This is a genomic window from Streptomyces sp. WAC03905 (assembly GCF_057371075.1).
Genome location: NZ_JBXYDZ010000004.1, coordinates 145,950 through 172,630 on the forward strand (window position 1 = coordinate 145,950; position 26,681 = coordinate 172,630).

The following is a 26,681-nucleotide window of genomic DNA, read 5'->3' on the forward strand; positions in this document are numbered from 1 at the left end:
CCAGCAGACCAGTACTGGGGTTGATGACCTTGACAGTGTGGTCGGCGGTGAGTAAGTACAGCCAGGCTCCTGACAGCAGCGGGGAGACCGCTGGCGGGGCGGAAAGGACGATTTGCGAGTGCAGCTTGCCGGTTAACAATTCTACGGAGAGAAGCGCGCTGTCCTGTGCTGCTGACTCTGTCTCGGCGTGCGGTTCAGCGGCCTGGGGTAGCGGACTGCTGGAAGGCGTGATCGCCGAGGCGGCTGGGCGGGGCAGGGCTGACATGTCGCTGGTCAGCGTGGACTCCACGACGGTCCGCGCCCATCACGACGCGGCCGGGATGCGCTTAGAGAAGGAGGTTCTGGACGCTCTGGAGAAGGCCGCCCTCGAGGCGGAGGCGGCCCGGCAAAAAAAGGGGCGACACGGCGGAACAAGACGGACACGGCAACGCCGGGGATCCCGGCCGGGCCGAGCGACGGCGCGTCCGGCGACGGCGCAAGCTCCGTCTGAAAGCAGCTCTGCTCGGGCGATCGCGAGGCGGGCAGACCAGCAAAATCCACCTGGCTGCCGACCGCCGCTGCCGGCCTCTGGCCCTGACCTGACCGCGGGGCAGGCCGCGGACAGCCCCCAGTTCATCCCCGTGCTCAAGAAGGTGCGGGTCCGCGGGCCCGCCGGACGTCCGCGCACCCGGCCCGGCGCGGTCGCCGGGGACAAGGCCTACTCGTCCCGCGACAACCGCTCCTACCTGTGCAAACGCGGGATCAAGGCAGTCATCCCGGAGAAGAAGGACCAGGCCGCCAACCGGAAGAACAAAGGCCGCAGGGGCGGCCGGCCAGTCACCCACGACACCGACCTCTACAAGGAACGCAACACCGTCGAGCGCCTGATCAACAAGCTGAAGGCCTGGCGAGGCATCGCCACACGCTACGACAAGAACCCCGCCAGCTACCTCGCAGGCCTCCACCTCCGTGCCGCCATGATCTGGATCAAAGACCTCACCCGGACCGACCTTTGATCACGACCCAATACGCGCCCTAGTCGGCGTGAAGTGCAGGTGGAAACGAGGGTGGGCCAGCAGTCACTTCTTGATGTCGGGCCTCTTGTAGGTCGCGTAGTTGTCCAGGATCCAGATGAACCTGCAGATCAGCTGGGACTTCCTTGTCCAGCTTGGTGAGGAACTCCTTGAACTCTGCTGCCCGGTGGCGGTGGTGGAGGGAGCCGATCACTTTGCCGGTGGCGACCTCGAGCGAGGCGAAGAGGGTGGTGGTGCCGGCTCGGATGTAGTCGTGGCTGCGGCGTTCGGGGGCGCCGGGCATCATCGGCAGGACCGGCTGGGACCTGTCCAGGGCCTGGATCTGTGACTCCTCGTCCGCACAGAGGACGAGTGCCTTCTCTGGCGGGTCGAGGTAGAGGCCGACGACGTCACGGACCTTGTCGATGAACAGAGGGTCCGTAGACAGGTTGAACGTCTGCGACCGGTGCGGCGCCAGGGCCAGATCCGCGAGACCGTCGACTGCGACATGCCCGCGGCCGCCGCCATCGACCTGGTCGACCAGTGGGTCGCGTTCCTCGGTGTCTCCTCGAACGTATTGACGATGACCCGCTCGACGTCGGCATCGGTGATCTTCCGAGGGACACCAGGCCGCGGGTCGTCGCACAAGCCGTCCAGGCCCCGCTCGATGAAACGGCGCCGCCAGGCGCGGACCGTGTCCGGCACGATCCGCACCGGCGTGACACCTCCATGATCGAGTGGCCCTCAGCGCACTCCAGCACGATCCGCGACCGCTGGACCAAGCCTGGGCCGTCGTGCGGCGACGTAACCAGCCTTCCAGCACCGCCCGCTGGACATCAGTGACCGACAACGGCGGAATCTTCGGACCCGGACGACCCATGCCAGACCAACAATGAATCTCTGACTCAGGTCACTAGCCCACGCACGCCATATTGGCACGGGCTGAGCGGCTCCTCGGGCCGGGCCTCGATGCCAGGGGCGGGGCCGACCGCCGCGGGCACCGCGCCAGGTTGCCCTACACATTGCCCCCATCCCGCCAGAGGACGGCAGCGCGGCGCTGTGACCTGCCGGTCAAGGGGGTGCGGACCGGCCGTTCGGAGCGCCGACTTCTGGCGGCAAGGCGGCAGCCTGGGGGGCACCCAATCAGGGGCACTCCGCTGCGGCCTCGCGCGTTCGGCCGGATTGGGAGCCGTGGGCCCCTTAGCGTGCGTAGGGAATGATCTGGGCGGCCCCATCGTCGGGATCGTGACCTTACGGAGGTAACTACCCATGACCGTCTCGATTCCCGAGCTCACGGGGGACTACGTCCTCGACCCGGCCCACACCCGCATCGGGTTCATCGCACGCCACGCCATGGTCACCAAGGTCCGCGGCGCCTTCCATCAGTTCGAGGGCACCGCGCATCTGGACGGCGCCGACCCGGCCGCGTCCACCGGCCAAGTGGTTATCAAGACCGAGAGCATCGACACCGGCGTTGAGCAGCGCGACCAGCACCTGCGCACCAACGACTTCCTGGACGCTCCGAGCTTCCCCGACATCGTCTTCCGCACCATTTCTATCGAGGCGAAGTCCGACACCGAATACCGCGTCACCGGCGACCTGACCATCAAGGACATGACCAAGCCGGTCACCATCGACTTCGAGTACACCGGCAACGCCGTCGACCCCTTCGGCAACCTGCGGGTCGGTCTGGAAGGCTCGGTGGCCATTTCCCGCAAGGAGTTCGGCGTCACCTGGAACGCGGCTCTCGAAGGCGGGGGCGTCCTGGTCGGCGACAAAATCGTCCTGGAATTCGACATCTCCGCGGTCAAGCAGAGCTGAGTCGGCTGGCACAGCCGGCCCAGGAGGCGATCACACGGCGCGGTCCTCGCCAGCGAGACCGCGCCATCACTATGCCGAACGGCATAGACCAATGGCCTGGGACGGCAGGGGCCGTTCGAATCCAGAGCCAGCCCAAGTGAACCGTTCCAGCTTCTCTGCTAGGGACTGTGCGGAATTCGGTGTAACTCCGATCATGGATGAGTGCCGCTTGTGACCAGTGAGAACATAGTAAGGGGTCTGGGCCTACGACTGCGGATGACCGCTTCATCGAGGAACTTGTGGTCCGGGCCCAGACGGAGGGCTTGCAGTTGACGGGTGAGGGCGGGCTGCTCCGGCAGCTGACGAAGCGGCTGCTGGAGTCCGCTCTAGTGACCTGAGTCGGAGATTCGGTTGTAGTAGGCGGCGACCTTGTCGAGGATCTCGTCGGCGGTCTTCGTCCAGACGAAGGGTCGTGGGTGGTCGTTCCAGTCGGTGAGCCAGGCCCGGATGTCCCGTTCGAGGGCCTGGACCGAGCGGTGGGCGCCGTGCTTGAGTTTCTTCTGCGTGAGCTCGGCGAACCACCGTTCGACCAGGTTCAGCCACGGCGAACTGGTGGGTGTGAAGTGCAGGTGGAACCGCGGATGCGCCAGCAGCCACCTCTTGATCTCCGGTGTCTTGTGTGTGGCGTAGTTGTCGAGGATCAGGTGGACCTGCAGGTCGGCGGGCACCTCCTTGTCGACCTTGGCCAGGAACTTCTTGAACTCCGCTGCCCGGTGGCGGCGGTGGAGGGATTCGATGACCTTGCCGGTCGCGACTTCGAGGGCCGCGAAGAGGGTGGTGGTGCCGGCTCGGATGTAGTCGTGACTGCGGCGTTCGGGAACGCCGGGCATCATCGGCAGGACCGGCTGGGACCGGTCGGGGGCCTGGATCTGCGACTTCTCGTCCACGCAGAGGACCAAGGCCTTCTCCGGCGGGTCGAGATAGAGGCCGACGACATCGCGGACCTTGTCGATGAACAGCGGATCCGTGGACAGCTTGCAGGTCTGGGACCGGTGGGGGGCCAGGGCGAAGGCCCGCCAGATCCTCGAAATCGCCGACTGCGACATCCCTGTCGCCGCGGCCATCGACCTGGTCGACCAGTGTGTGGCGTTCTTTGGTGTCTCTTCGAGAGTTTTGACGATCACACGCTCGATGTCCGCGTCGGTGATCTTCCGAGGGACGCCGGGTCGCGGCTGGTCATGCAGGCCTTCCACGCCTCTGTCGAGGAACCGGCGCCGCCAGGTGCGGACCGTCTCGGGAGCGATCCCAAGACGGCGCGACACCTCCGCAATCGAATGTCCCCCGGCAGACTCGAGCACGATCCGGGACCGTAACGCCAACACCTGGGCTGTTGAACGGCGACGCACCCACCCCTCGAGCACTGCCCGCTGGACATCGGTCACAGACAACGGCGCGACCTTGGGTCCAGGACGACTCACACCCAACCAACGACGAATCTCCGACTCAGGTCACCTAGCGCCCGTGGAGCGAGGTGTCCACCGTTCTGGAGCCACTCCTCGATCATCCGGATGCCGGCGGCGACGACCTTTCGCCTGCCGAATGCGCTTCGATTCTGGTCCGGCTGGAAGCGATCACCGACCAGTGGACACAGGAGGCCGGCGACCAGCTCTTCCAGCACATCGAGGACGCCCGCCAGCTGGCGGGCGTTCTGCGGCTCTGCATCGCGAAAGACGTCCCGCTGGGTCCTCTGAAGCCCCGACCGCGGACCCGCTTACGGGACAGCCCTTAGACAACCTTTCCGCCCATAAGGGGACCAAGTATCTGGCATTGGGCGCGGACCGTGCGGCTCTGCGACGGATCGTCTACGTCCGCGCACCTATACCTCAGGTCACTGGGCCCCAGCGCTACCTGCAGTTTCGCTCACCGGTCGATGCCTAAGCCCGTGACCGTCTCTGCACCCCCACAACGCCACATCCATACAAGAGAAATGCTCACTACGGAGCCTTTGCAAAAAACTTTAGGCAGGCTGGGGGGCCTGGCGAAAGCCGTATTCTAACCGCAGCCGCTGACACGGCTCGCAGGCACACGTCCCGGATCTGATGAGCTGTGCGATGCAGGCCCGATCCTCATCGGTTTGTGCGCCCAGAGTGGATGCCACCTCATGCGACAGCCACAGGCGATGACCGTCGCCAGGTTCGTCAGCCGAGCGAGTAAACCACAAGTCATTGTCGATGACAAACATCACAACTCTCGACCTGCATGTCAACAGCCCACCCAGCGACGGCGTTATACTGCCGTTGAGGGAAACAGCAGCTATTTTCTCATCCACCAATGCACGCGCCGTCACAGGTACGACTGGTGGGTCCAGAACCACCCCGCGCGTCGTTGCCAGAGAAATGATGCGGTCCCAGCAGTCCAGCGCCGCAAGCAACGACCAGTGGTACGAAGCCTCCATTTCCCAATCGCAGAGCCCAGCCGAGTCTGTGAACGTGTACCAGAGAGAAGTTGGCGTCGTGTAAAATGTGCCGTCTACAAACCCGTCGGTCGCCATGGATAAATACTCGTTGAATACGCGGCGTGCGGGTAGCCCGGTCAGGTCGTCGATGCGGGAGGAGACGGTATTCCATATGGCTCGATGCAATTCGGCGCGTGCGTGCTCATCTTCTAGACCCGGCCCTAAACCAATTTTCCATCCGATTCCGCTCATGCCGCTAACTCTACCTTCCAATATCGCAGGAGTTGCAACCGTAACTGCAAGATGCCGCGCGGGCACTCATCTGTGTAGCGCGGCTAAGCCGGGGTGCCCTCTCAAAGCCGTGGAGACAGCAACTTCAGAGGTCTCTGGGGGTCGGGCCGTTGGCGTCAGTGTGCCCTCCAGCACGATCTGGGTCGGGTCATCATGCTCGTAAGGCCACACCGTGACACCTCCCTTCAAGTCGACGGTGGAGAACCAGACGGCGACGCCCTAGGCTCAGCCGCGACCATGAAGGCGTACCCGGGCTTCAGGTACAGGTCCTTCCCGTACAGTTTGATGAAGAGCCAGAGGTCGCCGTTGCCCGGAGCATGCCTGCCTCCTCCAAGACCGCTACAGCGATTACATCCCCCACACTATCCGCCCACGCCGGCCCGTTTCTCAGCCGCCCTTGCCCGGTTCTGTAGAGTTTTTGGTGTAATTGGGTTGACTGGTCGGGTCAGATTCGGTTGTTGGTGAGGGGGCCGTCGAAGGCGATGTCGAAGGCTTGGAAGGCCCGCTTCCAGCGGGTGGTCCAGCGTTTGCGGCCGGTGCCCGTCGGGGTGAGGGACATCGCCGCGAGGTAGACGCACTTCAGGGCGGCGTTCTCGGAGGGGAAGTGGCCGCGGGTCCTCACGGCCCGGCGGATGCGGGCGTTGACGGAATCGATGGCGTTGGTGGTGCAGTGGATCCGGCGGATCTCGACGATGCTGGTTCGCAGCGAGGGCACCGACGCAGTGTTGAGAAACTGGCCCGCCACTGGTTTCCGGGTGATCCTTCGAGCGTATGAGGCCAGCTCTATCGACTAGGTGGTCGTTGAGTCTTTGGCCCTCGCGGAGAAAAGAGTCGGAGGCGATTTCCCGCGCGAACCGTTCGATGGCCTTGCGACCGGTAACGGCTGGGTGGAAGAGCAGTGCGTCCACTGCGGCTGTCAGGTGCGCCCGCGCGAGTTCGGGCGACGGGTCGAAATGGTCTGCAGCTTCGGCGACGAAGGCCGGGTGGTCACAGAGGTTGCGATCCTTGTAGAGGCGGGTGAGCTCATCAGCCTCACGCCGGCCGATCAGCTTCATGCCCTCGTGCGTCGTCTTGATCAGGCTCGTCTCGAACTTCTGCAGGGCGGGGACATCGTTGGATGCTATTGCGTTGTTTAGCGAATTACGAAGGCCGACGGCGACGCCTTCTCCTTTGTATGGACTCCCTGCAGCGCTGCCACCGCACCGAGGAATTCACAAAGTTCCTGGACAAGCTCGACAAAGAGGTGCCTGCCGACCTGGACGTCCACCTCGTCTGCGAAAACTACGCCACCCACAGGAACCCCGCCATCCAAAAAATAATTGCTGGCCCAACCCCGGTTTCCACCTGCACTTCACACCGACCAGATCGCCTGGCTGCACCCCGCCGAGCGATGCCTCACCGAGTCAACCAACAAGCAGATACAGCGACTGCCAGTTGTCTGAAAAAATTCCCGACTCGAGAAACTAAGGTTGCCGCCCTTCTTCGGGGTATACGTAATAAACACAGCTTGGAGGCTCGCAGAAGTTTCTATTTGAACTACCACTCGAAGCCTCAGCGTCAATGTAGGCAAGCAGTAAGGTGAACCCAATAAGCGAACATATCATTAATATCTTCATTAATCACCTGTCCGCCATATCGGGCGGGCCAGTAGTAGCGATTTCGGATAAATGCAACTTCTTCGACCCCTCGGCGGATGAGGCTAGCTATTTTAACATGCAGATATCGAACATAGCAGGATGCGGGCGCCCCTTCGATAGTCAACGCGATGGCCACCAAGGCCCATGCTCTACCGTCAGACGCCGACCGGCCGGTCTACCCTTGCAGGGTGAGAGATCTCAACCATGCCGCCCTCTGCATCAGGACAGCGACGACCGTAGCGCACGGGAAAACCCTGCTGGAGTCATAGTGAATAGGTAAAATTTACTCAGCGCGACGGCTCGAGCCATTAGCTCACGAGCCAAGAGGAGGGCAACGTGACTGCTGTGACTTGTTTGATTTGATAACTTATGTCGATCTGATGAGGCCGCCACGGACGCTCAGCACATGTTGGTGACTGCCCGGCTTGAGGCTGCACTTGCAGATGACAGCATCCTGGTGTTGCTTGACTACCGTCGGTGGATCTCATCGGCCCCAACGGGGCACCCAGCTACGAATATCTGTCGAAGAAATCGAAATGGACGGCCGGACGGTGGCCGGTCCGGACGAGCCGAACAGTGGCGAAACCCATGAGCAGAAGAATGGCAGCCATCTGAACTCCCTGGCCGACATCCTAAAGTGGCAGGGCGTGGATGTTGAAGCGCGGGAGCTGAAGCGGCTACCGCATGATGTTGTGCTCAGCGAACGCCTACGAGCCCGAATTCGGCCGTCGACGGGAGGAAGCGGCTCCTGACCGCGCGCTCAGATCGGTGCCCTTAGGAAAGTCAGCTCGCGCGAAATAGTGCTGGCTGGGCGCCCCAGGGCCCGTTCGATGGCCCGCAACGACTGGCCGGCGGCGTGGAGGTCGCGTATCCACTCCCATTCGTATACGGTCAAAAACCGAGGTTCTGCGTGCCGCCAGAAACTGTACCTCGGTCTTACGAGCCAACGAGAACGCCCGTTCTTATCCAACGCTGCCGCATAGGGTGCGCATAGGACAACGAATCAGCTATCTGCTCTGCCTGCACAGCCCAATGCGATCGACTTTTCCCTTCAGAGAGGCAGACTAAATTAATTAGTGTAGAGAGGAGATCGGGATGGAGTGAACTCAACGATTTGCGTTTAATGACCAAAGCCCGCTCAAATTGATCCAGCGCTACAGTGGTATTGCCGGAAGCCGCACTTATATGACCGAGTACATGCAAGCAGTAACCCACCTCAATGTGGCTCGCTCCATACAGCTGCCGATAGGCATGTAATGCCAGCTCGGCATAGTGCCTTGCATCGGGCCTTCCAGCTTGTGTAAGTATGGACGCCAAGCAAAGTTGATCGGCCGCGATAGCGGCCACGCAATTTTCTCGCGGAATCCGAGTGCGAATTTTTAGGGCCTCTCTTATAGCGCTCTCCGCATCCTCTAACCTGTTCTCGGAAAAATATAGACCAGCAAGGTTATGCATAACGGTGGCAGATCGTTCTTCTTCGTTGGCTGAATTGAAAGCCTGGAGTGCCTGATGATAGCAGGCGGCTGCCTCGTTATTCCGGCCTGTATAGCGAAGCAAAATGCCTAAGCCGTTGAGGCATGAAGCGAATTCTGTATCCAATGAACCGAATAAGGTCTCAGAATCTCGCGCCGCCCGACGGAATATTCTTTCGGCGACCGAGTACCTGCCTTGAGCAAGCAACAATTCCGCACCTGAACGCCAAGTTCGAATTTTCAAGTGTTGATTTATAGAATCTTCACCTAGGCAGCCCGCTAGCCGTACTGCCGATTTTACTGATTGCAACGCTGCGTCAAATTGCCCGCTACGCTCCAAAAGCGCAGCCTCCCGCAAGAATTCCCTTATCTTCAGTCTAGACATATTCAGATCCGGCCGCCCCGAGGTGCTGGAGAGATTTATTTTTATTCTTTTGCTGATTTTTTCTCTGATTGGCCAAGAACTTCTCCCAAATTGGCTCGAGAGCCCGGGGGCGAGAACGTTTACCGTTCTCGCCCCCGAGTTTAAATCTAAAGACTGCTAGATTCAACCATCGGCTCAGCGTGGTTCGACGCAATAAGGTCGTCACGCTCAACCATCGGCTCAGCGTGGTTCGACGCAATAAGGTCGTCACGCTCAACCATCGGCTCAGCGTGGTTCGACGCAATAAGGTCGTCACGCTCAACCATCGGCTCAGCATGGTTCGACGCAATAAGGTCGTCACGCTCAACCATCGGCTCAGCGTGGTTCGACGCAATAAGGTCGTCACGCTCAACCATCGGCTCAGCGTGGTTCGACGCAATAAGGTCGTCACGCTCAACCATCGGCTCAGCGTGGTTCGACGCAATAAGGTCGTCACGCTCAACCATCGGCTCAGCATGGTTCGACGCAATAAGGTCGTCACGCTCAACCATCGGCTCAGCGTGGTTCGACGCAATAAGGTCGTCACGCTCAACCATCGGCTCAGCGTGGTTCGTGCTGCTCATCGCTAAACTCCCTCAATTTTTCGTTCGACTAGCTCGTGCTATCAGCATCGCTACTTCTACGGTCCGAATTAAACATCAAGCTCGCTGGGCGAGCATGGTTAATCAGTACTTATGTACGCTCAGCCATGAAGAATGTCCGGAATCTAGAGCGGTCGCAGACATGAGGCATATGGAGATTTATCCGGACAGGACGCCAGGCGCAGCGGATCGCTAAATGGTAAGACGGACGGCATCCACCGCTGCTCTGAACTGGGAACTCTTAGTAGTTCGGTGGCGACGCGCACGCACTGGTGGGTGGCGAGTCCGCTGCTTCTGTAGGATGCGATAAGCGCAGGCTAAGGGGAGTGACGAGAAGGGCGACGACCGCGAAAGCCAGCGCGAGATTAGCACCCATTTCCGCGGCGAGCATAGCGCTGGCGAGGGCGGGACCAGCGAGATTACCGAGGGTGCAGGACATCAGGAAGGCCGCATTGTAGCGACCGCGTTCTTCGTCGGGGGCGAGCTCGTTGACAAAGGGCGATAAACTGGCTGCCATAAAACACTCGCCGAGGGCAATTATGCTGGCGGAAATAATCAGACATCCGCTCCAACTAGTTGTCAGCTCGACCAGCAGCCAAGCCACGGCCCACAAGGGACCGATGATCGCTAGGGTCTTGTGTCGCGGCCAGGACCGAGTCAGATGCATTATTGGAATCTGTGCAGCAACGATTGTCAGCGTATTCGCCAAATAGGCCAGCGCAAGCAACGAGGCTTCGGCGCCGGTGATGCCGTAAGTCGCTATTTTGAACTGGCTGAAGCCAACCATTGTGAGCAGTGCGCCGAGTGAACAGACAGCCAACAGGCGTCGGCTTCGGGGTATGGCTTCTCCCAGCGGGATGCGTCCTTTATGAGCGGGTGCCACTCCGCGCAAGGCCGGGGTAGCGATAAGAAGCGCTGCCAGGAGGAATGTAGCGCTGTCGAAACCATAGGCGAGGGTGAAGGACGATGGGTGGCGGATGTCAACAGCTAATACGGTAAGAAACCCGCCGAGGCCAAATCCGAGGTTCAGTGACAGGAAGCGGAGAGCAAAGGCGGCGGGTCGCTGCTCTGCTGGAATGAGGTGGCCGAGGAGGCTGGCCAGCGAAGGCAGAGCTACGGACAGGCCCCCACCTAAGAGAGTGATAGCTGCCATAACTGCGGGCAAGGATTGCGCCACTCCCAGGGCGGATGTACCGACCGCTGCCACGCTCAAACCCGTGATGGAGACACACCGGGCGCCGTACCGATCTGCGATTAGGCCACCAAAAGGGTTGCCAAACAAGCTAATCAACGGACCTAGCACAGCTGCCAGTGTCGCAATCCCGAGTGGAATATCACGAACCGCGTGCAGGTACACGACCAGGAGCGGGGCAGCCATACCTGAGCCGAGCGCTGACACTAGCTCCGCACTGATCACCCACCATGCACCTCGAGCTATGCGTGGCATCATTATGGTCATCCCGCCTGCACTCCAGCCTTAAATGAGAGACCCAGACGGCCGTTTCGAATTACAGTTCCTTTCTTGGGGTGAGTGGAATACGCTCCTTTAACTGACATCGACCAAGGGAAATCGGAAAGTCCCCTAGAAATCGCCAACCGATCTCCCTTTCATTTTCGAAACACGCGATTGAGTGGGTGTTCATCCGCAAGCGATACTTTTCATGTAATTGAGCGCATCTTGGGTGGCTTTCGGGCGTTAGCCGAGTCAAATTCCTTGTACCTGACAAATCAATTGCGGTTTCGCTAGGTTCGTATGCGTTTTCACCTTCTGTCGACGTGAAATGCAATTACACTTGCCGACTGCCAATAGATTCTCCCGCCACATGCTCCACCATATGAAAAGTCGGCAATCGGTTTGCGCAAAGCGCCAAGGCCATTGAAATGGCTGGAGAACTCATGGGCGTCAATATATCGCTTTATAATTTTCCGGCAACGAATTTTGCGTGGAATGAGCAATTACTGCTCTAAAGTGTGGCATATGAACCCCATATGCCACAGCAAGGGCGTATTTTGGGTGCGACAAGGGTTAGGGGGAATACTCGGGTCTGCTTATATCGGTATAAGATGCGACAAACGCCGAGGCTTCTCGATCATAGATAATGATCATTTAACTGCATGTATCAGCACACCTAAGGAGAATGCATGACCAGCGATCCCATCGACGCTCTTGAAGAAGAGCAGATTTCCCTTGAGGAGATACTCAGCGGGCTCAGTAATCAGCAATGGCGAGAGCCCTCGGCTGCTGAAGGTTGGACAGTGCGTGACGTTGTACTGCACTTAGCTCAGACAGAAGCATGTGTGGTATCGAGCGTGCGCGACGACATCTGGCCCATGCCCGAGAACAGCTCGGTTGACGAGGCCATGAATCAATGGGTTCGCGGCGATGACGCTACCCCCAAGGAAGTATTTGTTCGTTGGAAAACTCAACGCCGCCGGTCAATTTCCGCATTGCGGAGCGCGGACAAACGGTGCCGCGTTCCCTGGGCGCGAACAAGGCTAAGGCCCCAAACGCTAGCGACCACTCGCCTTGCAGAGCACTGGGCTCACAGCTTAGACATCACCAGACCACTAGGCATAAAAATGCTCGATACTGAGCGTTTATTCCATATTGCCTGGCTTGGTCACCGGTCGCTGCCATACGCCTTTCAGGTTGCCCATCTACCCACTGTTGAAGTAAATTGCAAACTAAATGGACCGGGTGGCATTTTGTGGGAATTTGGTCCATCGGATGCAGAAAATACAATCATCGGAGACGCGGGTAGTTTCTGCCGAGTCGGTGCTCGACGTTTGGAGGCGGAGGCGTCAGGTTTGGTAACTCAAGGCCCTCATGCGGCAGTTTCGTTAAGTCTTTTGCGTAACTACGCTACATAGGCAACAGGTTGTGCACGCTGGGTTGCAAGGCCTATGGAATTCGCATATGTGAGCGATGGCAGCATCTTACGCGCGGCGTACGCCATCATCGTGAGGCAGAAAGCGCGAGAGCTTCCAGTTCCCCATGCGGGCAGAGACGTGCTCCCATGCTGCTCAGACCTTTTTTAGAGTATCCTTCTTCTAGATAAGCGGAGTTAGGTTTGTCCTTTGGCCTGACACGGATATCAGTCTGGCGCCCTGATAGCCGCTGTTGGCGGGTATGTGCTGGCGTGGGTGATCTTGGCGCTAGCGCGTGTCTCTTTGATGGGCTGATCAGTTGATCGGATGTGTCTGTCCGATTGGTGATCACTGATGCGATGTGGGGCCGGATCGAGCCGCTGATGCCGGCCGATCCGGTCCACGGCAGGCGATGGGCCGATCACCGCCGAACGCTCGAGGCCATTGCGTGGAAGTACCGCACCAGCTCGCCCTAGCGGGACCTTCCCGACGAACTCGGCCCTTTCCAGACCGCCCACAAGCGACTGATCAGATGGGCAGTCGACGGCACCTGGGAGGCGATCCTGGCCGCCGTCCTGGCAGCGGCGGGCGCCGCTGACGACATCGACTGGACTGTGTCCGTGGACTCCACGATCGTCGGGCCATCAGCACGCCGCTGGAGCACGCAGAAAGGGGCGGCAGAATCAGACGAGCCCGCCGATCACGCACTCGGACGCTCGCGCGGCGGGCTGAGCACCAAGGTCCACCTCGCCGCAGACGGCGGAGCAAGGCCTCTGGCATTCACTATCACGGCAGGCCAGGCCGGTGACGCACCCGCTTTCGAGACGGTGATGGCCCGCATCAGAGTGCCCCGCAACGGCCCCGGCAGGCGCCGAACCCGGCCCTTCGCCACTCTGAAAGGCCTCAGTGTGTGGACGTCGGCGTGCCGAGCCTTGGTGCGGTTAGCGAAGGAGATCACCCTACGATCTGGCCGTCCGTGGACGGCCATCACATCCGTGCGCGGGTCCTCCACGCTGTCGGGGCGAATTGCAGCCAGCGCGTCGCCCAGCACCCCGGTTGTGACCGAGGGCTGGCCGGGTAGCCGGTCCGCAGCGATTAGCTCCAGCGCCTGCTCGGCGTCCTGCGGACTGCAGACCCCCTCGTCGCCCCGTTTCCGGACCCGCCTTCATGACCGTCACCGCTGCCCCACCCTTCCCCGTAACCGTGGATTGTGTAGCTCTACCCAAGCGCCCGGCCCAGTCCGACCCATCACGCCCATATTCCTCCCCCTCGCGAGGCGCCAGGCTCGTGATGCGGGACATCCCTGCAGGCAGCAGGATAGATACATGCCTCCTACTGACGACACCAGTGGCGGTAGCGGAGCCGTACAGGCCCGGGCCCGACAGGCACGCCTGGAAGCCGTACACGGCATCGATGCGCTGATCGCGGAACTGCAGGCGGCTCGCTGGCGGCTTTCACGGTGCCCCGAGCAGACGGTCGAGGTACATGCGGAGCTGCACGCCGCCGCCACCCGGGCCAGCCTCTGGCTAGATGAGGCGTGCTGCACTCTGGCAGACACGGGCGAGGACGCCGAAACCGTCTTCGCCCGAGCCTGGGAGCTGATGGACTCCCTGCATCTGACACCAGCCGGCTTTGAAACCGCCGCCGACCCTGTCCTGTTCACGACCCTGCGCGCCACCACGGCCAGCGTCCTGGGCCGGCTGTGGGTCTCTGGCTACCTGCTCGGTCCCGTCCCTCTGGACGCCTGGCCCAACCACGAACTTGCACCCCTTCTGCTGACCGCCCTCGAACACCACACCGACACACAAACCCTCACCGCCGAGCTAGACCAGCCCGGACCCCGTATCGCGGGCACCTCACCAGGCGAGGCCGCAACCATTGCCCGGCACCCCTCACACCAAGAACATCCCACACACCGGCCCGCCCCCCCAGCTAGAAGCCCCGCCGCGAAACTGCGCCTGAGATGCGTCACATGGCTGGCCAGGGTTACCCGGCGGTGTCCGTACGTCGCGAACTTATTTCCCGAACGCCGCAGACGGATCCACTCGTGAACCGAGGCCGCTGAACGGCCGGTGCCGTCGGCCGACACCCGTCCATAGGAAGACGACGGTCAGATACTTCGCACTATTTGGGTGGTATACAGCTTTTAGGCGGCGGGCTGCAGTCAGGTAGTCTGCCCGTTTCTGAGAGGTGGAAAGATGCCAGAAATGTCGCATGGCATGCAGGATGCTGCGGAGAAGGTAAAGAAGATCGAGACCAACCTCAAGTCCGCCCCTGAGGACTGGAGCAAGAAGCAGGAAACGACGGAGCTCCTGCGCGATCTCAAGACGACCGTCGAGCAGCAGAACCGCTGATACCGGGCAGCACTGTGGCCCTGCGCCCACCCGCTGGTGTCCGGCAGGAAAGCGCAGGGCCGTCGCGGGCGGACGCAAGTCGGCCGCACAGCCACGGCCAGGATCTGTAGACCGTGTCCTATGTGGTGAGGTGGACGTGGCGCTTGTAGCAGCAGAGGGCTGCGGCGAGGCCGAGGAATGGCAGGTAGTTGCGGGGGTGGCGTTTGTAGCGGTGGTTGAGTCGGCGGTAGCCGGTGAGCCAGGACATGGTCGGCTCGATCACCCACCGGCGTCTTCCGAGCCGTTCCGATGGCTCGATGCCCTTGCGTGCGATACGGACTCCGATCGCTTCCCGCGTAACCGTTTCCGCAGCTCGGGTACGTCGTAGGCCTTGCCGGCGTGCAGACGCCGGGGTTTGAAGTGGCGGCCGCGGTGGGGGTCGTGTCTCGTTTGGTTGCCCGTGATCATGGGTTTCAGCGCGAGGCTGTCGTGGGTGTTGGCCGCGGTGACGCGACGAGGAGGGGCAGTCCGGCCGCGTCCGACAGGACGTGCATCTTGGAGCCCGGCTTGCCGCACCTTCGACGGTGGGATCAGCGGCTCCGCGATCTCCCACAGCCCATCCGGAACAATCCAACTCCACCTACCCCGCCCCATACCGACAACAACGCCTCACCACATAGGACACAGTCTTATTCTTGGCGCCGGGTGGCCGTCCAGGGCCGGCGCCTCAGGGTTTGGGAACACAGGTCGGTCAGGCGAGGTGTGGGCGGATGTTTCTGAATCCTCGGCGGACCCGGGCCGGGGTGAGTCGGCCGTGCGGCGGGTTTCTCCCAGGGCCTGCGGAGGTCCGCGGCGAGGGGCCGGGCGAGCCGGAGCTGAGTGTGGGCGACGATCAGAATCCAGGTCCAGCGATCTGCGGCCTCGGGGAGCACGGAGTTTCGGGGTGGTCCAGCCGAGGGTCTGCTTCGCGAAGCGGAAGGTGTACTGCAGGTCGAAGCGGCGGAGAAATACCTGCCAGGAGCGGTCCACATCGGTGGAGGTGGCACCCGTCTTCGAGGACCATAACCACACCGTTGGGGCGTCCCGGTCCTTCGACAGGTGCTCTACCTTGAGCCGGATTAAAGTGCCTTCGACCAAGGGCAGTTCGCCGTCGTGGCCAAGCCAGGAGGAGCGATGGGTGAGCCGGGGGTGGACCCGGTCCCATGCCTGCGTTTCAGCTTTGCCGTAGTTGCTGGTGTTGGTGACGGTGGTGATCGCGGGTTCGGGCCAGGTCTCCGGTTTTGTTAAGCGGAATTCCGGACCGTGGCTTGGGTGGCCGGCTTCGTCCCGGGCAGCCGGACCGGCTTCGGCAGGCGCATGACGCGGTCGGAACGGACCTGGCCGACAAGCTCGACCGGCAGCTCACGCAGGACCCAGGCCAGGCGGAGGACGTCGTAGCCCGCGTCCATGACGATCACGATATCCGGGTTACCGGCCTGCCACTACCCCGCGACGATGAGCCGCTCAACGACTCCTCGGAGCTAGGTGGCGGTGACGGCGGTGGCGTCGTCCGCCGGGCCGAGCCGGACCGCGTCGAGGATCGCGGTCCAGGACGTGGCACCCGGCTCCAGCACGGCCACGAAGGAATGCGGCAAGCCCGGGATGAACTGCGAGGCCGTCTTCGCCCGACCGTAGACATGGCAGAACAGTGGGCCGAGCACGGCGCGTCCGAGCGGAGCCACGGTGCCCCATCGACCGCCAGGACCAGCCGCCCGCCGTCGAAGCGCGGCAGTGGCAGGCCGGCGAGCACCGTCCGCAGACGGTCGGCATCGATCCGGCCGTGGTTCAGTCCGCCGTATATCGCTTCGTGCCCACGAGGATGCTCGGGCACCAGTGTCAGATCCACCGAGGACTGCACCGCACCGTCCGCACACAGCAATGCGTCCACCAGCTCGAACAGCTCGTCACGCCGAGCGGTCAGACACTCATAGAACTCCCCCCTGGAAGCGTGACGCTTCCACGAATGCTCCCCTCCGGACAGCATCAAGCAGCAGACTCACCCTCACGGCCTTCGTCGTGGTCATGCGCCTCCTTGGCCGGAGCACATGATCAGACGAAGGCCGCCCCCACGTTCGGCGAACCCCCAGGTGAACGACCCAGTACGGGACTGTAAGGAATTCGGTGTAACTCCGATCATGGATGAGTGCCGCTTCTGACCAGCGAGAACATAGTCAAGGCGTCTGAGGCGGGGTCTGGGCCCACGACAGCGGATGACCGCTTCATCGAGGAACAGGCCCGCAAACTCGGCCCGGCCCGGATCGGCCCGATCCTGGGCCTGCCCACGGCCACCGGATCCTGACCCGGCACCGCCTGAACCGCCTGTCCTGGCTGGATCGCCCGACCGGAGCGGTGATCCGACGCTATGAACGCGAGCGTCCGGGCGAGCTCGTCCACGTGGACGTGAAGAAACTCGGCCGGATCCCCGAGGGCGGCGGCCACCGTGCCCTGGGCCGCGAGGCCGGCCGCAGAACCAAGTCCGGCGTGGGCTTCGACTACGTCCACTCCGCCGTCGACGACCACTCCCGGCTCGCCTACAGCGAGATCCACGGCGACGAGAAGGCCGCGACCTGCGCGGGCTTCCTCACCCGCGCGGCCGCGTTCTTCCACAGTCAAGGCATCACCCGCATCGAACGGGTCCTGACAGACAATGCCTGGGCCTACCACAAGGACCTGGCCTGGAAAGCCGCCCTCGCGGAACTCGGCGCGACCGGCAAGCTCACCCGCGCCTACCGGCCACAGACCAACAGCAAGGCCGAACGCTTCAACCGCACCCTGCCCGACGAACGGGCCTACCAAAAGCCCTACCAGTCGAATAACGCGCGGACCCAGGCACTGACAGACTTCCTCCACACCTACAACCACCACCACAGCCACACCGCACTCGGCGGACACCCACCCATCAACCGAATCAACAACGCTGCGGATCAATACACCTAAGGCCCGGCGCCCAGACGCGCTCGGGGGGCACTACCGCCGGGCCGCTCCTTTCCCCCGCCCCCGACAGGAGCAGACGCCCGTGCTCGATGCCGCCGAAATCCCGCCGATTGACAGAGGGCGCTGGGTAACGTTTACGTCGTCGCCAGCGGCAAGGGCGGCGTCGGCAAGACCACTCTTCGTCCAAGCTCTCGGGTCTGGTCGCCGCCGACGGTGGCCGTGTCCTGCCTGTCGACGTCAACGGACAGGGCAACTCAGTCGGGACCTGGGGTACTGGGGCTCGGCACCGGACTGATCGTCCCGCACCGCAGACGAGCCGGACGCCCCCTGCCCAGCCAGGAGGAGGACAACGCCGAACCACCCGCCGGGTCCGCGCCCGCGTCGAGCACACCTTCGCCCGCATGAAGAACTGGAAGATCCTTTGCGACTGCCATCAGAAGAGCGACGGCCTCCACCACGCCGTCCAGGCCGTCGCCACCATGCACAACCCCGCCATGGCCCGTTGAAACAACAGGTCAGAACCCACCTCGACCTGCCCAAGCCCGGCCTTCTGCAACACCCTTTAGTACGGGGCAATTCTCTTGCGGTGAATGTTCTCGATGACCACCGCTTCGTCGACCTTGTCGTCTTCTCCGTTGGCCAAACGGTCCCGCAGCCGGATCTCGAACTTGGTTCAGCTGAGCTGCTTGGCTGCGTAGAATCGGCGGTTGCCGAGGATGACAATCCACTCAGCGCCCCCAACGCGGCTGCGATGCTCGGGCTTGGTTCGGAGGAACGCTTCCCGGGACGTGGCCACGGCAGACTGAAGCTGACCGACGGACCTCATCGACTCCTTGAGTTCCCGGAACTTAAGGTCGTCGTCTGCGTAGTCGGCTTCGGTGCGCGGGTTGTCCGGGTTGCCCATGAGGGTGTGCATGTACACCGTGGTCGGAGGAGCCTCGGGCTTGGCGGCTTCACCCTTGGCGGTGTGCTTACTGCCGGGTTTGCCTGAATCCTCGACAAGGTCCGCCCAGGGCTTCTTCGGGGCGCCCATCAGCGGCGCCCTTCTTACCAGCCCCAAGCTCCAGGGCGAGTTGGTAGAAGCGCGGAGCACTGGTTGTCGCTGTGCTGGTGCCGGTCGTTAGTCTTTGGGGTATGTCGGAGCATGTCGCCCCGGGCGGTGCCAATGGCCTGCTCAGTCTGGCCGTTGCGGACGGTCTGTGGGCCCGGTTGACAGTCGGCAGCGCAGTTCCGTCCGCTTCAGCGGTGTTCACCCCGCTCCCTCCAGACGTCCCGGCGGGTGGGTATGTGGTGCTCGGCACCTGCGTGGTGGGATTGGTGCAAGCGGGAGACGGCCGGTGGGGGGTGCCGGAGACGGAGGTGCGTCGGGCTGCTGGATCATGGAACACGGTGGAGATGGACGCCATGGATCTGGTCCGCATCGGCCCCTTCCCTCATGTTCCGGAGCAGAGCCGAACCGGTGGAACGCTGCGGCGATGGCGCCAGCGCATCAGCCACGAACTGCAAGCTGCAGGTGATCCTCCAGTGCAGCCTCACCTCGCCGGGGTTAAGAGCCTGTTTCCGATTCTTGCGGCCAATTTGGTTGACTGAGGTGATCTCGTTCGGTCAACGAGAAGGTGATCAGTAGTCGATTCTTGGGGGACAGGTGCTTCCGACTTGGGTGACGATGGCCGTTCCTCTTGGCGCTTCCGCCCTGATGGCTGCTGGCTGGGGCCGGCTGCGGTATTGGCGCCGCTTCTCCATGCGTCGGCAGTCCGTCGTTGCCGTGGTCTTCGGTGTCTCCAGGCAGGAGTTGCGACTTCGATTGGCAGTGGCTGGCAGCGGCGAAATTGAAACCGTTGTTTCGGTGGGGGAGACGATAGCCGCGGACTGGGAGAGGCGGCTTGAGCTGGGTGGATCAAACTCAGAGGAACCTGACTTCGAAGATGCGTCGTGGGACCAGTTGCTTGTCTCCTACTCTCCCAGTGATTCACCGCAGGTCATGACCTGCCAGCAGATCGAAGACGCCAGAATGCAGCCGGTGGTGCTTGTGACCGCGGGTTCACTGATCTTGGCCATTGCCCTTCTCAGCATGATTCCCGCAGTCTTCCTCTGCCTTCTGGGAGGGACGGCAGGTGTTGTGGCCGCTGTGTTCGTTGCAGGAATCGGCCGACGTCGGGGTCCGGTTCGTGGTGGCAGCTCAGGTGACTTCGTTCTTGGTTGCGGAGCAATGGCCATGGGGGTCACCGCTGTGACAGCGATCTGGTCCGGACTCATGTGGTAGATGAGGGCGCCAGAGAGAACTCGGACCTGATCTGATGGGACGAGCTGGCCTGATGGGCTGGGCGGCTTCTGGGTGGCGGTGGTGACCGTGACCGCCTTTTCGATGAGTCCCGTTGCGCTTCGCGAGAGTCCGGTTGCTTGGTTCTGCGGGAGCTTCTGCGGGTGATTCGCCTGGTCATGAGGGTGATCGCGGCCCAGGTGATGAGCGATTCTGAGTGCTGGATGAGTCGTTCGTAGTCCCGCGCGTGTCTGCGGGCGTGCATGATCCAGGCGTGTGAGCGTTCGACGACCCAGCGCCGAGGCAGGACGACGAACCCGGGAACATACTTCGGGCGGCTGATGGTCTTGATCGTCAGGTTCAGGTATGGCTTTGCCCAGGTCACGAGCTTTCCGGCATAGGCGGCATCAGCCCAGACGATGGCGATTTCCGGGTGCATCAGCCGCAGCCGGAACAGTACTTCCTTGGCTGCGTCGCGATCGGTCATATCGGCTGGGGTGACCATGACGAACAGCGGCAGGCCCTTGGTGTCCACGACCAGGTGCCGCTTGCGGCCGTTGATTTTCTTGCCGGCGTCGTAGCCGCGGGAGTTCTTGCCGACGGTCTCGGCGGCCTTGATCGACTGAGAGTCGATGACGGTGGCGACGGCTCCGGGAGCCCGGCCCATTTCGCGGCGGATCCGCTTGCGGAGCTGGTCACGGATCTGGCCGACGACGCCGCAGGCGGCCCGGCGGGCCATGAACTCGTAACACGTGCGCCAGGGCGGGAAGTCCTTGGATAGGGACCGCCGCTTGCAGCCGGTGTCGACGACATAGCGGATCGCGTCCACGATCTCCCGGCGGGGATGTTTCTCGGGACGGCCGCCGGTCTTGGTTTCGCAGGCCGGTGTCGGCAGCATGGGCTCGATCAGTGCCCATTCGTCGTCCCAGGTGTCGGAGGGACAGCAGCGCCTGCGCGGCAACATTTACCCCCTCATGGACGGGGCGGGGCCGGCCGCGAAGCGGCTGGCCCCGCCGGTCAGGCATCGGTGAAGTCGGCGATGACGTCAAGTGTGGACTCGACCGAGCTGAGCTGGGTGTTGAGGTGTTTGATCCACCGGCCCTTGGGCTGGAGGGCGGCGGGCGGGGCGACGGTCCCGGTGATGAACCTGCGGATTTCGGTGAGCTTGCCGCGGATGACCGCGACCTGGTATGCCTCGAGCTCGGCCGGGTCGGCGCAGAACTTGTAGCCGTCCTTCAGGGTCCAGATCAGCGGAGGCCAGTCACGTTCGGCGATGGTGTCCCGCAGACAGGTCAGGCCTGAGCGGGTCTGGTGGGGCGAGAGTTCGCTGGATCTGACCAGCTGAACGAAGGTCAGACCGGCCGGGCGGGCCTCGAAGAGTACGAAGCGGATGGTGTCGGCGTGTCGCTGGGCGGCGGGTGATCTGCGCTCGGAAGCGCGAGGCATCGCCTATTCGCCTTGCAGCAGTTTGGCCAGCTCTCCGTCGACGTCGACCTTGCCGGTGTCGACCGCGGTCTCGATGCAGTCCAGCGTCGCCCTCACGCGTGCGACGTTCTCATGGATGAGGGTGCGTTCGTCGTCGCCGAGCGGCGCCTCGCGCAGGCCGGGGACGACGCGGCCGGACGCGGCGACGAATGCGTGGCAGGCGGTGACCAGGTCCAGGAACTCCACCGATCGGTCGATGTTGCGGATGGCCGGGGCGACGGGGCTGGTCTGCTCGAAGTGCTCACGGGCCTGCCGGCCCCGCTCGACCTGGGCGTGATTGACCTGGTGGCGGGCGGCGTCCTCCGACATCGCCCGGAAGGCGACTATCGGCCTCGGTGAGCATGGCGGCCCACTTCTCATCAGCGAGTACCTGCTGCATCAGCAGCGTGTTGACGTGCACGAGGGCGGACTGGAGCAGATGCAGAGCGAGCATGGATACCTCCTGAGACTCCTTGTCCACACCGGCCAGGTCGCCGTCCTTGCCGTAGAAGAGATCCTTGTTCGCACTGTTCCAGTTCTCCACCACTTGCACCTTTCGTGGATCTCCTGCCGCAGCTCGACATCGGCCAGGTAATCGCAGACGAACGCCGTACGCACCGCCCACCCAAGCTCCTCGATCGCCTGGTAGGTGGGGTGCTTTGGCCCGCTGCGGGTGAAGCGCCGCAGGACCTGCTCGGCCTCTGCGGTACCCAACCGTAGCGCGGTGGTGTAGTTCACGATCTGGTCGTACTGCTGGGCGATCAGATCCCAATTGATCGTCTTGCTGGACAGCACCGGCGCGAGGTGCGGCCAGCTCTCATCCTCTCCGGCCGCCGACCGGTACAGCTCCGCCGAGCCGGTGTTCTTCAGCCTGGGCATCAGCTTGAAGTCGAGCATGTGGGCGAAGGCGAACCCGACGATGGACGCGCCGTGGGTGTCGGTGTACTGCCGGTCGACCTCCATGTCGGTGCAGTGCCGCAGCACGCCCTCGATCATCGAGGCGACCTCGGAGGCCGAGCAGGATTTGAGCTGGGAGGATGCACACTGACTTCCGATCGACGTGCCAGTAGATCATCACGCCGGGGCCCTGGTAGCGCTGATGCAACTCGGTCAGCAGGTTCGAGGACCAGGTGCCGAACCTGCGGCTGTCGGAGGCGCAGGCGGTGCCGGTGCCGGTGCCCCACCACGTCTCATCCCGGGCGGCGAGGGAGGCGTTCACGAGTTTCACCAGCGCGGCGCGCAGGTTGGCCCGGTTGACGAACTGGTGCCGCACCCTGCGTAGCGTCGCCTCGGACTCGCCGCGCTTTCCGGTGACCGCGACACGTTTGATGCCCATGTTGGTGCCCAGCCCGAACAGGACCAGCAGCAGCCGGCGCCGCAGTACGTCCCTGGACAGGTTCTCGCGGGTGGCGACCGAGGTGAACTCGGAGATGAAATCGGCGTCGAACTCGGCGTACTTCAGGATGTCCGGCAGGTCGATGGTGCCCCAGCGCCGTTCGATCTCGGCCTTGACGGCCACCAGGGCTTCGGCTCCTCCTGCTTGCGGCGTGGGGACACCTTGATCCACGGCTCGCCATGCTTCTTCACGATCGACACCCCGCCCGTGGTCTCCTCGGCCAAGGCGCGGTCGGAGCGGTCCAGGGACGCCCGGAAGCACGGTGATGAACTCGCTGGCGTCCTGCGGCTGCTCCAGAGCGGCGTAGTGGACGTCCCGGTTGTCCTCGAAGTCGGCGGGCAGGTCGCCCTCCGGGTTACGCCACCGGTTCGCGCCCACCACCCAGATCTCCCGCCGGCGCAGCGCGTCCCGCAGCGGCACCAGGACGGACAGCTCGTACGGGATGCGCTCGACACGGCCTTTGTTGTCCACCACGGCCGCCCGCCACTGCTCGGGCACCACGCCCTCCAGCGGCACCGCCTCGGCCGGGTCGAAGAAGGCGCCCTCTTTCAGCGGCTGCTCCAGGTACCGCCCCAGCAGGTCAAGCGCGTCCATCACCGGCCGGTAGGCGGTGTTGTTGCACTTCAGCTCCAGCGTCCGCAGCAGCGGCGACAGCATCCGCCGCAAGTGCGCCGAGTACGACGACCGCAGCACCGTGCGCACTCGCGCCTTATAGCGGGCCTCGTCCGCCGCCGCCAGCGCCTTGAGCGCCTTCTCGCCGCCGACCACCGGGAAGATCACGCCGCACCGTGCCAGACGGCTCCGACAGCGTCACCTCCGCGACCCGCAGCAACATCGCCTCCTTGCCGCGAACCTTCTTCCGCTCCGCCCGCGTGTTGATCTTCAGCACGAGCTGGATGAACAGGTCCACCAGCGAGTCAGTGATCTCCGTCTGCCGCACATGGCACAGCGTCGCCAGCAGCGCCAGGCGCCGCGGCGGCTTCATCCGCTCCAGGTTCGTCGGGTACTCCTTTGACGCCCGCGCCCGCTAGTGATCTGAGTCAGGGATTCGTCGGCAGTAGGCGGCGACTTTGTCGAGGATCTCGTCTGCGGTTTTCGTCCAGACGAACGGTCTGGGGTGTTCGTTCCAGTCGGTGAGCCAGGCTGGGGTGTCGCGTTCGAGGGCCTGGACGGAGTGGTGGACGCCGCGCTTGAGCTTCTTCTGGGTGAGCTCGGCGAACAACCACCGCTCGACCAGGTTCAGCCAGGACGCACTTAAGGGCTGTCCGGCGGATCATGACGTCGTAGGCTGCAGCGCATGCATAGCACACTGACCGAGCACGCCCGGTGTCTCTACGGAGATGAGTACGGTCCGACACCGGCGTGCGATCAGGAGCACCGCGAGCACTACTTCGTGGAAGAGCTGACGTTCGCTGACGCGGACGCGATCCTCTCGATGCTGCGTGAACTCAGCCCGCACCTGGTCGACGGTCACCTTCCGGTGTGGATTCGGAACCTCGCCTATCGGCTCGTGCTGCTGCAGCGGCCGGACGAGCCGGCTCTTCTGCGGGAGGCCGCGCAGAACCTGTGGTTGCATGGTCCGGACTGGGACGACATCGCGGCGAAGCTCACCCAGCAGGCCGAAGAGCTGGAAGCCCGCTGACGGACCAGGCCGTCAGCTCTTGAGCCACAAGCGGATCGAGGCCACGGTCACGGTCCCCGTGAAGACGTAGGCGCGCTTGTCGTATCGAGTGGCCACGGCTCTGGAGTGCTTGAGCCGGTTGATCGTGCGCTCGACCTCATTGCGTCGCTTGTACATCTACCTGTCGAACCCGGCGGGCCGGCCGCCCTTACTGCCTCGGCGTTGGCGGTTGGCTCGCTGGTCCCTCGGTTCGGGGATGGTGTGCTTGATCTGGCGTCTGCGCAGGTAGCGTCGGTTCCGACGGGAGCTGTAGGCCTTGTCGCCACCGAGGTGGTCGGGGCGGGAGCGCGGATGCCCGCCACCTGGCCGCTTGACCCGGATCCGTTCGAGCACCGGGATCAGCTGCGGGCTGTCGCCCCACTGGCCTGGTGTGATCAACAGTGCCAGCGGTCTCCGTCCCCCTTCGCCGGCGAGGTGAATCTTGCAGGTCAGGCCACCCCGGGAGCGTCCGAGTCCTTCGTCGGGCCGGTGCTGCCGAGGCGTTGATCTTTTTTCGGAACTCGCGGTGTTCTCCGTGGTGCCCCGGCCGCATGCTGGTGGGCCCGGCACGAGGTCGAGTCCACGCTGACCATGCTCCAGTCCACCCGTCCGTCCGCGAGCATCGGCGTCGGCCAGGACCACCTGGAACATCCGGTCCCAGGTCCCATCCGCTGACCAGCGCCGATGCCGCTCATAGACGGTCTTCCAGCTGCCGAAACGCTCCGGAAGATCCCGCCACGGTATGCCCGTTCGCACACGGAACAAGATTCCGTTGATCACCTTGCGATGATCGCTCCACCGGCCGCCACGCTGCCCCGACGCCGGCAAGTGCGGCTCCAGCCGGCCCCACTCGGCATTCGTCAGATCACCCCGCCCACGCCGGGAACAACGAGTCGGCAATCCGGCAGTCACAAGATCCGCCGGACACGCCCTAGTGTCATGAGTCTGAAATTCCCATAGTGTTGTGTCATGACGCGTCCGGGGCCGAAGCTTGCGCCGTTGAATCTGACTAATGCCGAGCGGTCGGTGTTGGAGGGCTGGGTTCGGCGGCGTAAGTCTGCGCAGGACATGGCGATGCGGGCGCGCGTGATCCTGGCCTGCGACGACGTCGGGGAGGACGGCTTCCCGGTGTCGACGCGTGCAGTTGTGGAGCGGGTCGGGGTGTCCCGCGACACGGTGTCGAAGTGGCGGCGACGATTCCTTGCGGAGCGTCTCGACGGGCTGTCGGACGAGCCTCGTCCTGGCCGTCCTCGCACGGTGCTGGACGAGCAGGTCGCGGATCTGATCGCTCGGACGCTGGAGTCGAAGCCGGAGAACGCCACGCACTGGTCGACCCGGTCGATGGCGAAGAAGACGGGCCTGTCGCAGTCGACTGTTTCGCGGGTGTGGCGGGCGTTCGGGCTGCAGCCGCACCGCTCGGAGACGTTCAAGCTTTCCACCGATCCGTTCTTCGTCGACAAGGTCCATGACGTGGTGGGGCTGTATCTCGATCCGCCGGAGCGGGCACTGGTCCTGTGTGTGGATGAGAAGTCGCAGATCCAGGCCCTGGACCGGTCGCAGCCGGTGCTGCCGATGATGCCCGGGGTGCCGGAGCGCGCTTCGCACGACTATGTCCGCGCCGGCACCACCACCTTGTTCGCGGCCTTCGACGCCGCGAGCGGCAAGGTGATCGGATCGCTCCACCGCCGCCACCGGGCCGAGGAGTTCAAGAAGTTCCTGGGCAAACTCGACAGGGAGATCCCTGCAGGGCTCCAGGTCCACTTGATCTGTGACAACTACGCGACCCACAAGACCGCAGCGGTCAAGAAGTGGCTGCTGGCCCATCCCCGGTTCCACATGCACTTCACGCCCACCAGCTCGTCCTGGCTGAACCTGGTCGAGAGGTGGTTCGCGGAGCTGACGAACAAGCGGATACGGCGAGGCGTCCACAAGTCGGTCCAGGCGCTGGAGAAGGACATCCGCACCTGGATCGACTCGTGGAACGAGGACCCCAAACCGTTCGTCTGGACGAAGACGGCCGACCAAATCCTCGAATCGCTCGCTTCGTACTGTCGACGAATTACCGACTCAGGACA

25 protein-coding genes and 11 pseudogenes are annotated in these 26,681 nt (G+C 63.1%); 16 read left to right on the plus strand and 20 right to left on the minus strand.

Annotated elements, in window-relative coordinates; all coding sequences use genetic code 11:
* Window positions 1-209: 209 nt before the first annotated feature.
* Both AC2RP6_RS37960 and AC2RP6_RS37965 read left to right on the plus strand, forming a co-directional pair.
* Window positions 210-995, plus strand: a pseudogene (locus tag AC2RP6_RS37960) (IS5 family transposase); the annotation flags it as partial.
* Between the two features lie 115 nt (window positions 996-1,110).
* On the plus strand, window positions 1,111-1,341 hold the full coding sequence (locus tag AC2RP6_RS37965; protein ID WP_486444375.1) for a hypothetical protein: 231 nt from the start codon (window positions 1,111-1,113) through the stop codon (window positions 1,339-1,341).
* Here the strand turns inward: AC2RP6_RS37965 and AC2RP6_RS37970 are convergent.
* Window positions 1,296-1,706 (minus strand): helix-turn-helix domain-containing protein, encoded by a 411-nt coding sequence (locus AC2RP6_RS37970; RefSeq protein ID WP_486450686.1) that lies wholly within the window; start codon window positions 1,704-1,706, stop codon window positions 1,296-1,298. The two genes, AC2RP6_RS37965 and AC2RP6_RS37970, sit on opposite strands and share 46 nt — an antisense overlap.
* A gap of 555 nt (window positions 1,707-2,261) precedes the next feature.
* Here AC2RP6_RS37970 and AC2RP6_RS37975 point away from each other — a divergent pair.
* Together AC2RP6_RS37975 and AC2RP6_RS37980 are read left to right on the plus strand one after the other, a co-directional pair.
* Window positions 2,262-2,813, plus strand: coding sequence for a YceI family protein (locus AC2RP6_RS37975; RefSeq protein WP_486450687.1), 552 nt, complete (start codon window positions 2,262-2,264; stop codon window positions 2,811-2,813).
* A gap of 266 nt (window positions 2,814-3,079) precedes the next feature.
* Window positions 3,080-3,181: pseudogene (locus AC2RP6_RS37980) on the plus strand (transposase); the annotation flags it as partial.
* Here AC2RP6_RS37980 and AC2RP6_RS37985 read toward each other — a convergent pair.
* Window positions 3,179-4,270 (minus strand): IS630 family transposase, encoded by a 1,092-nt coding sequence (locus tag AC2RP6_RS37985; protein WP_486450688.1) that lies wholly within the window; start codon window positions 4,268-4,270, stop codon window positions 3,179-3,181. The pseudogene AC2RP6_RS37980 and the gene AC2RP6_RS37985 overlap by 3 nt on opposite strands.
* Window positions 4,271-4,323: 53 nt before the next feature.
* Here AC2RP6_RS37985 and AC2RP6_RS37990 point away from each other — a divergent pair, with 53 nt between their 5' ends.
* Window positions 4,324-4,581 carry a hypothetical protein gene (locus AC2RP6_RS37990; RefSeq protein WP_486450689.1) on the plus strand — a complete coding sequence of 86 codons (258 nt, stop codon included), beginning with the start codon at window positions 4,324-4,326 and terminating at the stop codon, window positions 4,579-4,581.
* 228 nt (window positions 4,582-4,809) lie between these two features.
* Here the strand turns inward: AC2RP6_RS37990 and AC2RP6_RS37995 are convergent, their stop codons facing one another.
* Window positions 4,810-5,499, minus strand: a complete 690-nt coding sequence (locus AC2RP6_RS37995) for a hypothetical protein (protein WP_486450690.1) — start codon at window positions 5,497-5,499, stop codon at window positions 4,810-4,812.
* Between the two features lie 484 nt (window positions 5,500-5,983).
* A pseudogene (locus AC2RP6_RS38000) lies at window positions 5,984-6,229 on the minus strand (transposase); the annotation flags it as partial.
* Window positions 6,230-6,332: 103 nt separating this feature from the next.
* On the opposite strand from AC2RP6_RS38000, the gene AC2RP6_RS38005 reads away from it, so the two are divergent.
* Window positions 6,333-6,674: a hypothetical protein gene (locus AC2RP6_RS38005; protein WP_486450691.1), complete on the plus strand. Its 342-nt coding sequence runs from the start codon at window positions 6,333-6,335 to the stop codon at window positions 6,672-6,674.
* A 1,261-nt stretch (window positions 6,675-7,935) separates the two neighbouring features.
* On the opposite strand, the gene AC2RP6_RS38010 is transcribed toward AC2RP6_RS38005, so the two are convergent.
* The 4 genes from AC2RP6_RS38010 to AC2RP6_RS38025 all read right to left on the minus strand — a co-directional run bounded on the left by AC2RP6_RS38010 (window position 7,936) and on the right by AC2RP6_RS38025 (window position 11,111).
* A complete protein-coding gene (locus tag AC2RP6_RS38010; RefSeq protein ID WP_486450692.1) occupies window positions 7,936-8,145 on the minus strand; it encodes a helix-turn-helix domain-containing protein in 210 nt (69 codons plus the stop codon).
* Complete coding sequence (locus AC2RP6_RS38015; RefSeq protein WP_486450693.1) at window positions 8,112-9,032, minus strand: tetratricopeptide repeat protein; 921 nt, start codon at window positions 9,030-9,032, stop codon at window positions 8,112-8,114. Before AC2RP6_RS38015 ends, AC2RP6_RS38010 begins: the two co-directional genes overlap by 34 nt.
* A gap of 146 nt (window positions 9,033-9,178) precedes the next feature.
* The gene (locus AC2RP6_RS38020; protein ID WP_486450694.1) at window positions 9,179-9,634 is read right to left on the minus strand and encodes a hypothetical protein; all 456 of its coding nucleotides are present in this window, start codon (window positions 9,632-9,634) and stop codon (window positions 9,179-9,181) included.
* Between the two features lie 259 nt (window positions 9,635-9,893).
* On the minus strand, window positions 9,894-11,111 hold the full coding sequence (locus AC2RP6_RS38025; protein ID WP_486450695.1) for an MFS transporter: 1,218 nt from the start codon (window positions 11,109-11,111) through the stop codon (window positions 9,894-9,896).
* 683 nt (window positions 11,112-11,794) lie between these two features.
* Between AC2RP6_RS38025 and AC2RP6_RS38030 the strand changes: the two genes are divergently transcribed.
* The 4 genes and pseudogenes from AC2RP6_RS38030 to AC2RP6_RS38045 all read left to right on the plus strand — a co-directional run bounded on the left by AC2RP6_RS38030 (window position 11,795) and on the right by AC2RP6_RS38045 (window position 14,874).
* Entirely contained in the window at window positions 11,795-12,523 is a 729-nt protein-coding gene (locus AC2RP6_RS38030) for a maleylpyruvate isomerase family mycothiol-dependent enzyme (RefSeq protein ID WP_486450696.1), read from the plus strand.
* A 326-nt stretch (window positions 12,524-12,849) separates the two neighbouring features.
* Window positions 12,850-13,461, plus strand: a pseudogene (locus AC2RP6_RS38035) (IS5 family transposase); the annotation flags it as partial.
* A gap of 384 nt (window positions 13,462-13,845) precedes the next feature.
* Window positions 13,846-14,571: a hypothetical protein gene (locus AC2RP6_RS38040; RefSeq protein ID WP_486450715.1), complete on the plus strand. Its 726-nt coding sequence runs from the start codon at window positions 13,846-13,848 to the stop codon at window positions 14,569-14,571.
* A 147-nt stretch (window positions 14,572-14,718) separates the two neighbouring features.
* Window positions 14,719-14,874, plus strand: a complete 156-nt coding sequence (locus AC2RP6_RS38045) for a hypothetical protein (RefSeq protein ID WP_486444506.1) — start codon at window positions 14,719-14,721, stop codon at window positions 14,872-14,874.
* Between the two features lie 118 nt (window positions 14,875-14,992).
* On the opposite strand, the pseudogene AC2RP6_RS38050 reads toward AC2RP6_RS38045, so the two are convergent.
* Window positions 14,993-15,507 (minus strand): annotated as a pseudogene (locus AC2RP6_RS38050) (transposase).
* Window positions 15,494-16,916 (minus strand): annotated as a pseudogene (locus AC2RP6_RS38055) (NF041680 family putative transposase). Before AC2RP6_RS38055 ends, AC2RP6_RS38050 begins: the two co-directional pseudogenes overlap by 14 nt.
* A 206-nt stretch (window positions 16,917-17,122) precedes the next feature.
* On the opposite strand from AC2RP6_RS38055, the pseudogene AC2RP6_RS38060 reads away from it, so the two are divergent.
* Together AC2RP6_RS38060 and AC2RP6_RS38065 are read left to right on the plus strand one after the other, a co-directional pair.
* Window positions 17,123-17,829, plus strand: a pseudogene (locus AC2RP6_RS38060) (IS481 family transposase); the annotation flags it as partial.
* Between the two features lie 221 nt (window positions 17,830-18,050).
* Complete coding sequence (locus tag AC2RP6_RS38065) at window positions 18,051-18,332, plus strand: transposase (protein WP_486450710.1); 282 nt, start codon at window positions 18,051-18,053, stop codon at window positions 18,330-18,332.
* Between the two features lie 167 nt (window positions 18,333-18,499).
* Here the strand turns inward: AC2RP6_RS38065 and AC2RP6_RS38070 are convergent, their stop codons facing one another.
* Window positions 18,500-18,859 carry a ParB N-terminal domain-containing protein gene (locus tag AC2RP6_RS38070; RefSeq protein WP_486450697.1) on the minus strand — a complete coding sequence of 120 codons (360 nt, stop codon included), beginning with the start codon at window positions 18,857-18,859 and terminating at the stop codon, window positions 18,500-18,502.
* Window positions 18,860-18,960: 101 nt separating this feature from the next.
* Between AC2RP6_RS38070 and AC2RP6_RS38075 the strand changes: the two genes are divergently transcribed.
* Window positions 18,961-19,416: a hypothetical protein gene (locus AC2RP6_RS38075; protein ID WP_486450698.1), complete on the plus strand. Its 456-nt coding sequence runs from the start codon at window positions 18,961-18,963 to the stop codon at window positions 19,414-19,416.
* A 70-nt stretch (window positions 19,417-19,486) separates the two neighbouring features.
* Complete coding sequence (locus AC2RP6_RS38080) at window positions 19,487-20,089, plus strand: hypothetical protein (protein WP_486450716.1); 603 nt, start codon at window positions 19,487-19,489, stop codon at window positions 20,087-20,089.
* Between the two features lie 3 nt (window positions 20,090-20,092).
* Here the strand turns inward: AC2RP6_RS38080 and AC2RP6_RS38085 are convergent.
* The 7 genes and pseudogenes from AC2RP6_RS38085 to AC2RP6_RS38115 form a co-directional block, all read right to left on the minus strand.
* Window positions 20,093-21,050, minus strand: a pseudogene (locus tag AC2RP6_RS38085) (IS5 family transposase); the annotation flags it as partial.
* Between the two features lie 53 nt (window positions 21,051-21,103).
* A complete protein-coding gene (locus tag AC2RP6_RS38090; protein ID WP_486444368.1) occupies window positions 21,104-21,532 on the minus strand; it encodes a RacP protein in 429 nt (142 codons plus the stop codon).
* A gap of 3 nt (window positions 21,533-21,535) precedes the next feature.
* Window positions 21,536-21,904 (minus strand): annotated as a pseudogene (locus AC2RP6_RS38095) (DUF6192 family protein); the annotation flags it as partial.
* Window positions 21,813-22,040, minus strand: coding sequence for a Tn3 family transposase (locus AC2RP6_RS38100; RefSeq protein ID WP_486450711.1), 228 nt, complete (start codon window positions 22,038-22,040; stop codon window positions 21,813-21,815). The pseudogene AC2RP6_RS38095 and the gene AC2RP6_RS38100, both read right to left, overlap by 92 nt.
* Window positions 21,950-23,603: pseudogene (locus tag AC2RP6_RS38105) on the minus strand (Tn3 family transposase). Before AC2RP6_RS38105 ends, AC2RP6_RS38100 begins: the two are co-directional and overlap by 91 nt.
* A gap of 52 nt (window positions 23,604-23,655) precedes the next feature.
* Window positions 23,656-23,931, minus strand: coding sequence for a hypothetical protein (locus AC2RP6_RS38110; RefSeq protein ID WP_486450699.1), 276 nt, complete (start codon window positions 23,929-23,931; stop codon window positions 23,656-23,658).
* Between the two features lie 42 nt (window positions 23,932-23,973).
* Window positions 23,974-24,207: pseudogene (locus AC2RP6_RS38115) on the minus strand (IS630 family transposase); the annotation flags it as partial.
* A gap of 36 nt (window positions 24,208-24,243) precedes the next feature.
* Between AC2RP6_RS38115 and AC2RP6_RS38120 the strand changes: the two are divergent.
* On the plus strand, window positions 24,244-24,588 hold the full coding sequence (locus tag AC2RP6_RS38120) for a hypothetical protein (protein WP_486450700.1): 345 nt from the start codon (window positions 24,244-24,246) through the stop codon (window positions 24,586-24,588).
* A 12-nt stretch (window positions 24,589-24,600) separates the two neighbouring features.
* Here the strand turns inward: AC2RP6_RS38120 and AC2RP6_RS38125 are convergent, their stop codons facing one another.
* Both AC2RP6_RS38125 and AC2RP6_RS38130 read right to left on the minus strand, forming a co-directional pair.
* Window positions 24,601-24,744 carry a hypothetical protein gene (locus AC2RP6_RS38125; RefSeq protein ID WP_486450701.1) on the minus strand — a complete coding sequence of 48 codons (144 nt, stop codon included), beginning with the start codon at window positions 24,742-24,744 and terminating at the stop codon, window positions 24,601-24,603.
* Complete coding sequence (locus AC2RP6_RS38130; RefSeq protein ID WP_486450702.1) at window positions 24,745-25,518, minus strand: IS5 family transposase; 774 nt, start codon at window positions 25,516-25,518, stop codon at window positions 24,745-24,747.
* A 57-nt stretch (window positions 25,519-25,575) separates the two neighbouring features.
* Here AC2RP6_RS38130 and AC2RP6_RS38135 point away from each other — a divergent pair.
* On the plus strand, window positions 25,576-26,681 hold a 1,106-nt coding region (locus AC2RP6_RS38135; RefSeq protein ID WP_486450703.1), incomplete at its 3' end, for an IS630 family transposase.

What these genes read in the sequence shown, in the direction of transcription:
- AC2RP6_RS37965 (WP_486444375.1), top strand. Translation starts at nt 1,111, where the DNA reads ATGAACCTGCAGATCAGCTGGGACTTCCTTGTCCAGCTTGGTGAGGAA.
- AC2RP6_RS37975 (WP_486450687.1), top strand. Translation starts at nt 2,262, where the DNA reads ATGACCGTCTCGATTCCCGAGCTCACGGGGGACTACGTCCTCGACCCG.
- AC2RP6_RS37995 (WP_486450690.1), bottom strand. Translation starts at nt 5,499, where the DNA reads ATGAGCGGAATCGGATGGAAAATTGGTTTAGGGCCGGGTCTAGAAGAT.
- AC2RP6_RS38015 (WP_486450693.1), bottom strand. Translation starts at nt 9,032, where the DNA reads ATGTCTAGACTGAAGATAAGGGAATTCTTGCGGGAGGCTGCGCTTTTG.
- AC2RP6_RS38020 (WP_486450694.1), bottom strand. Translation starts at nt 9,634, where the DNA reads ATGAGCAGCACGAACCACGCTGAGCCGATGGTTGAGCGTGACGACCTT.
- AC2RP6_RS38025 (WP_486450695.1), bottom strand. Translation starts at nt 11,111, where the DNA reads ATGACCATAATGATGCCACGCATAGCTCGAGGTGCATGGTGGGTGATC.
- AC2RP6_RS38030 (WP_486450696.1), top strand. Translation starts at nt 11,795, where the DNA reads ATGACCAGCGATCCCATCGACGCTCTTGAAGAAGAGCAGATTTCCCTT.
- AC2RP6_RS38040 (WP_486450715.1), top strand. Translation starts at nt 13,846, where the DNA reads ATGCCTCCTACTGACGACACCAGTGGCGGTAGCGGAGCCGTACAGGCC.
- AC2RP6_RS38045 (WP_486444506.1), top strand. Translation starts at nt 14,719, where the DNA reads ATGCCAGAAATGTCGCATGGCATGCAGGATGCTGCGGAGAAGGTAAAG.
- AC2RP6_RS38070 (WP_486450697.1), bottom strand. Translation starts at nt 18,859, where the DNA reads ATGGGCGCCCCGAAGAAGCCCTGGGCGGACCTTGTCGAGGATTCAGGC.
- AC2RP6_RS38075 (WP_486450698.1), top strand. Translation starts at nt 18,961, where the DNA reads ATGTCGGAGCATGTCGCCCCGGGCGGTGCCAATGGCCTGCTCAGTCTG.
- AC2RP6_RS38090 (WP_486444368.1), bottom strand. Translation starts at nt 21,532, where the DNA reads ATGCCTCGCGCTTCCGAGCGCAGATCACCCGCCGCCCAGCGACACGCC.
- AC2RP6_RS38110 (WP_486450699.1), bottom strand. Translation starts at nt 23,931, where the DNA reads ATGAAGCCGCCGCGGCGCCTGGCGCTGCTGGCGACGCTGTGCCATGTG.
- AC2RP6_RS38120 (WP_486450700.1), top strand. Translation starts at nt 24,244, where the DNA reads ATGCATAGCACACTGACCGAGCACGCCCGGTGTCTCTACGGAGATGAG.
- AC2RP6_RS38125 (WP_486450701.1), bottom strand. Translation starts at nt 24,744, where the DNA reads ATGTACAAGCGACGCAATGAGGTCGAGCGCACGATCAACCGGCTCAAG.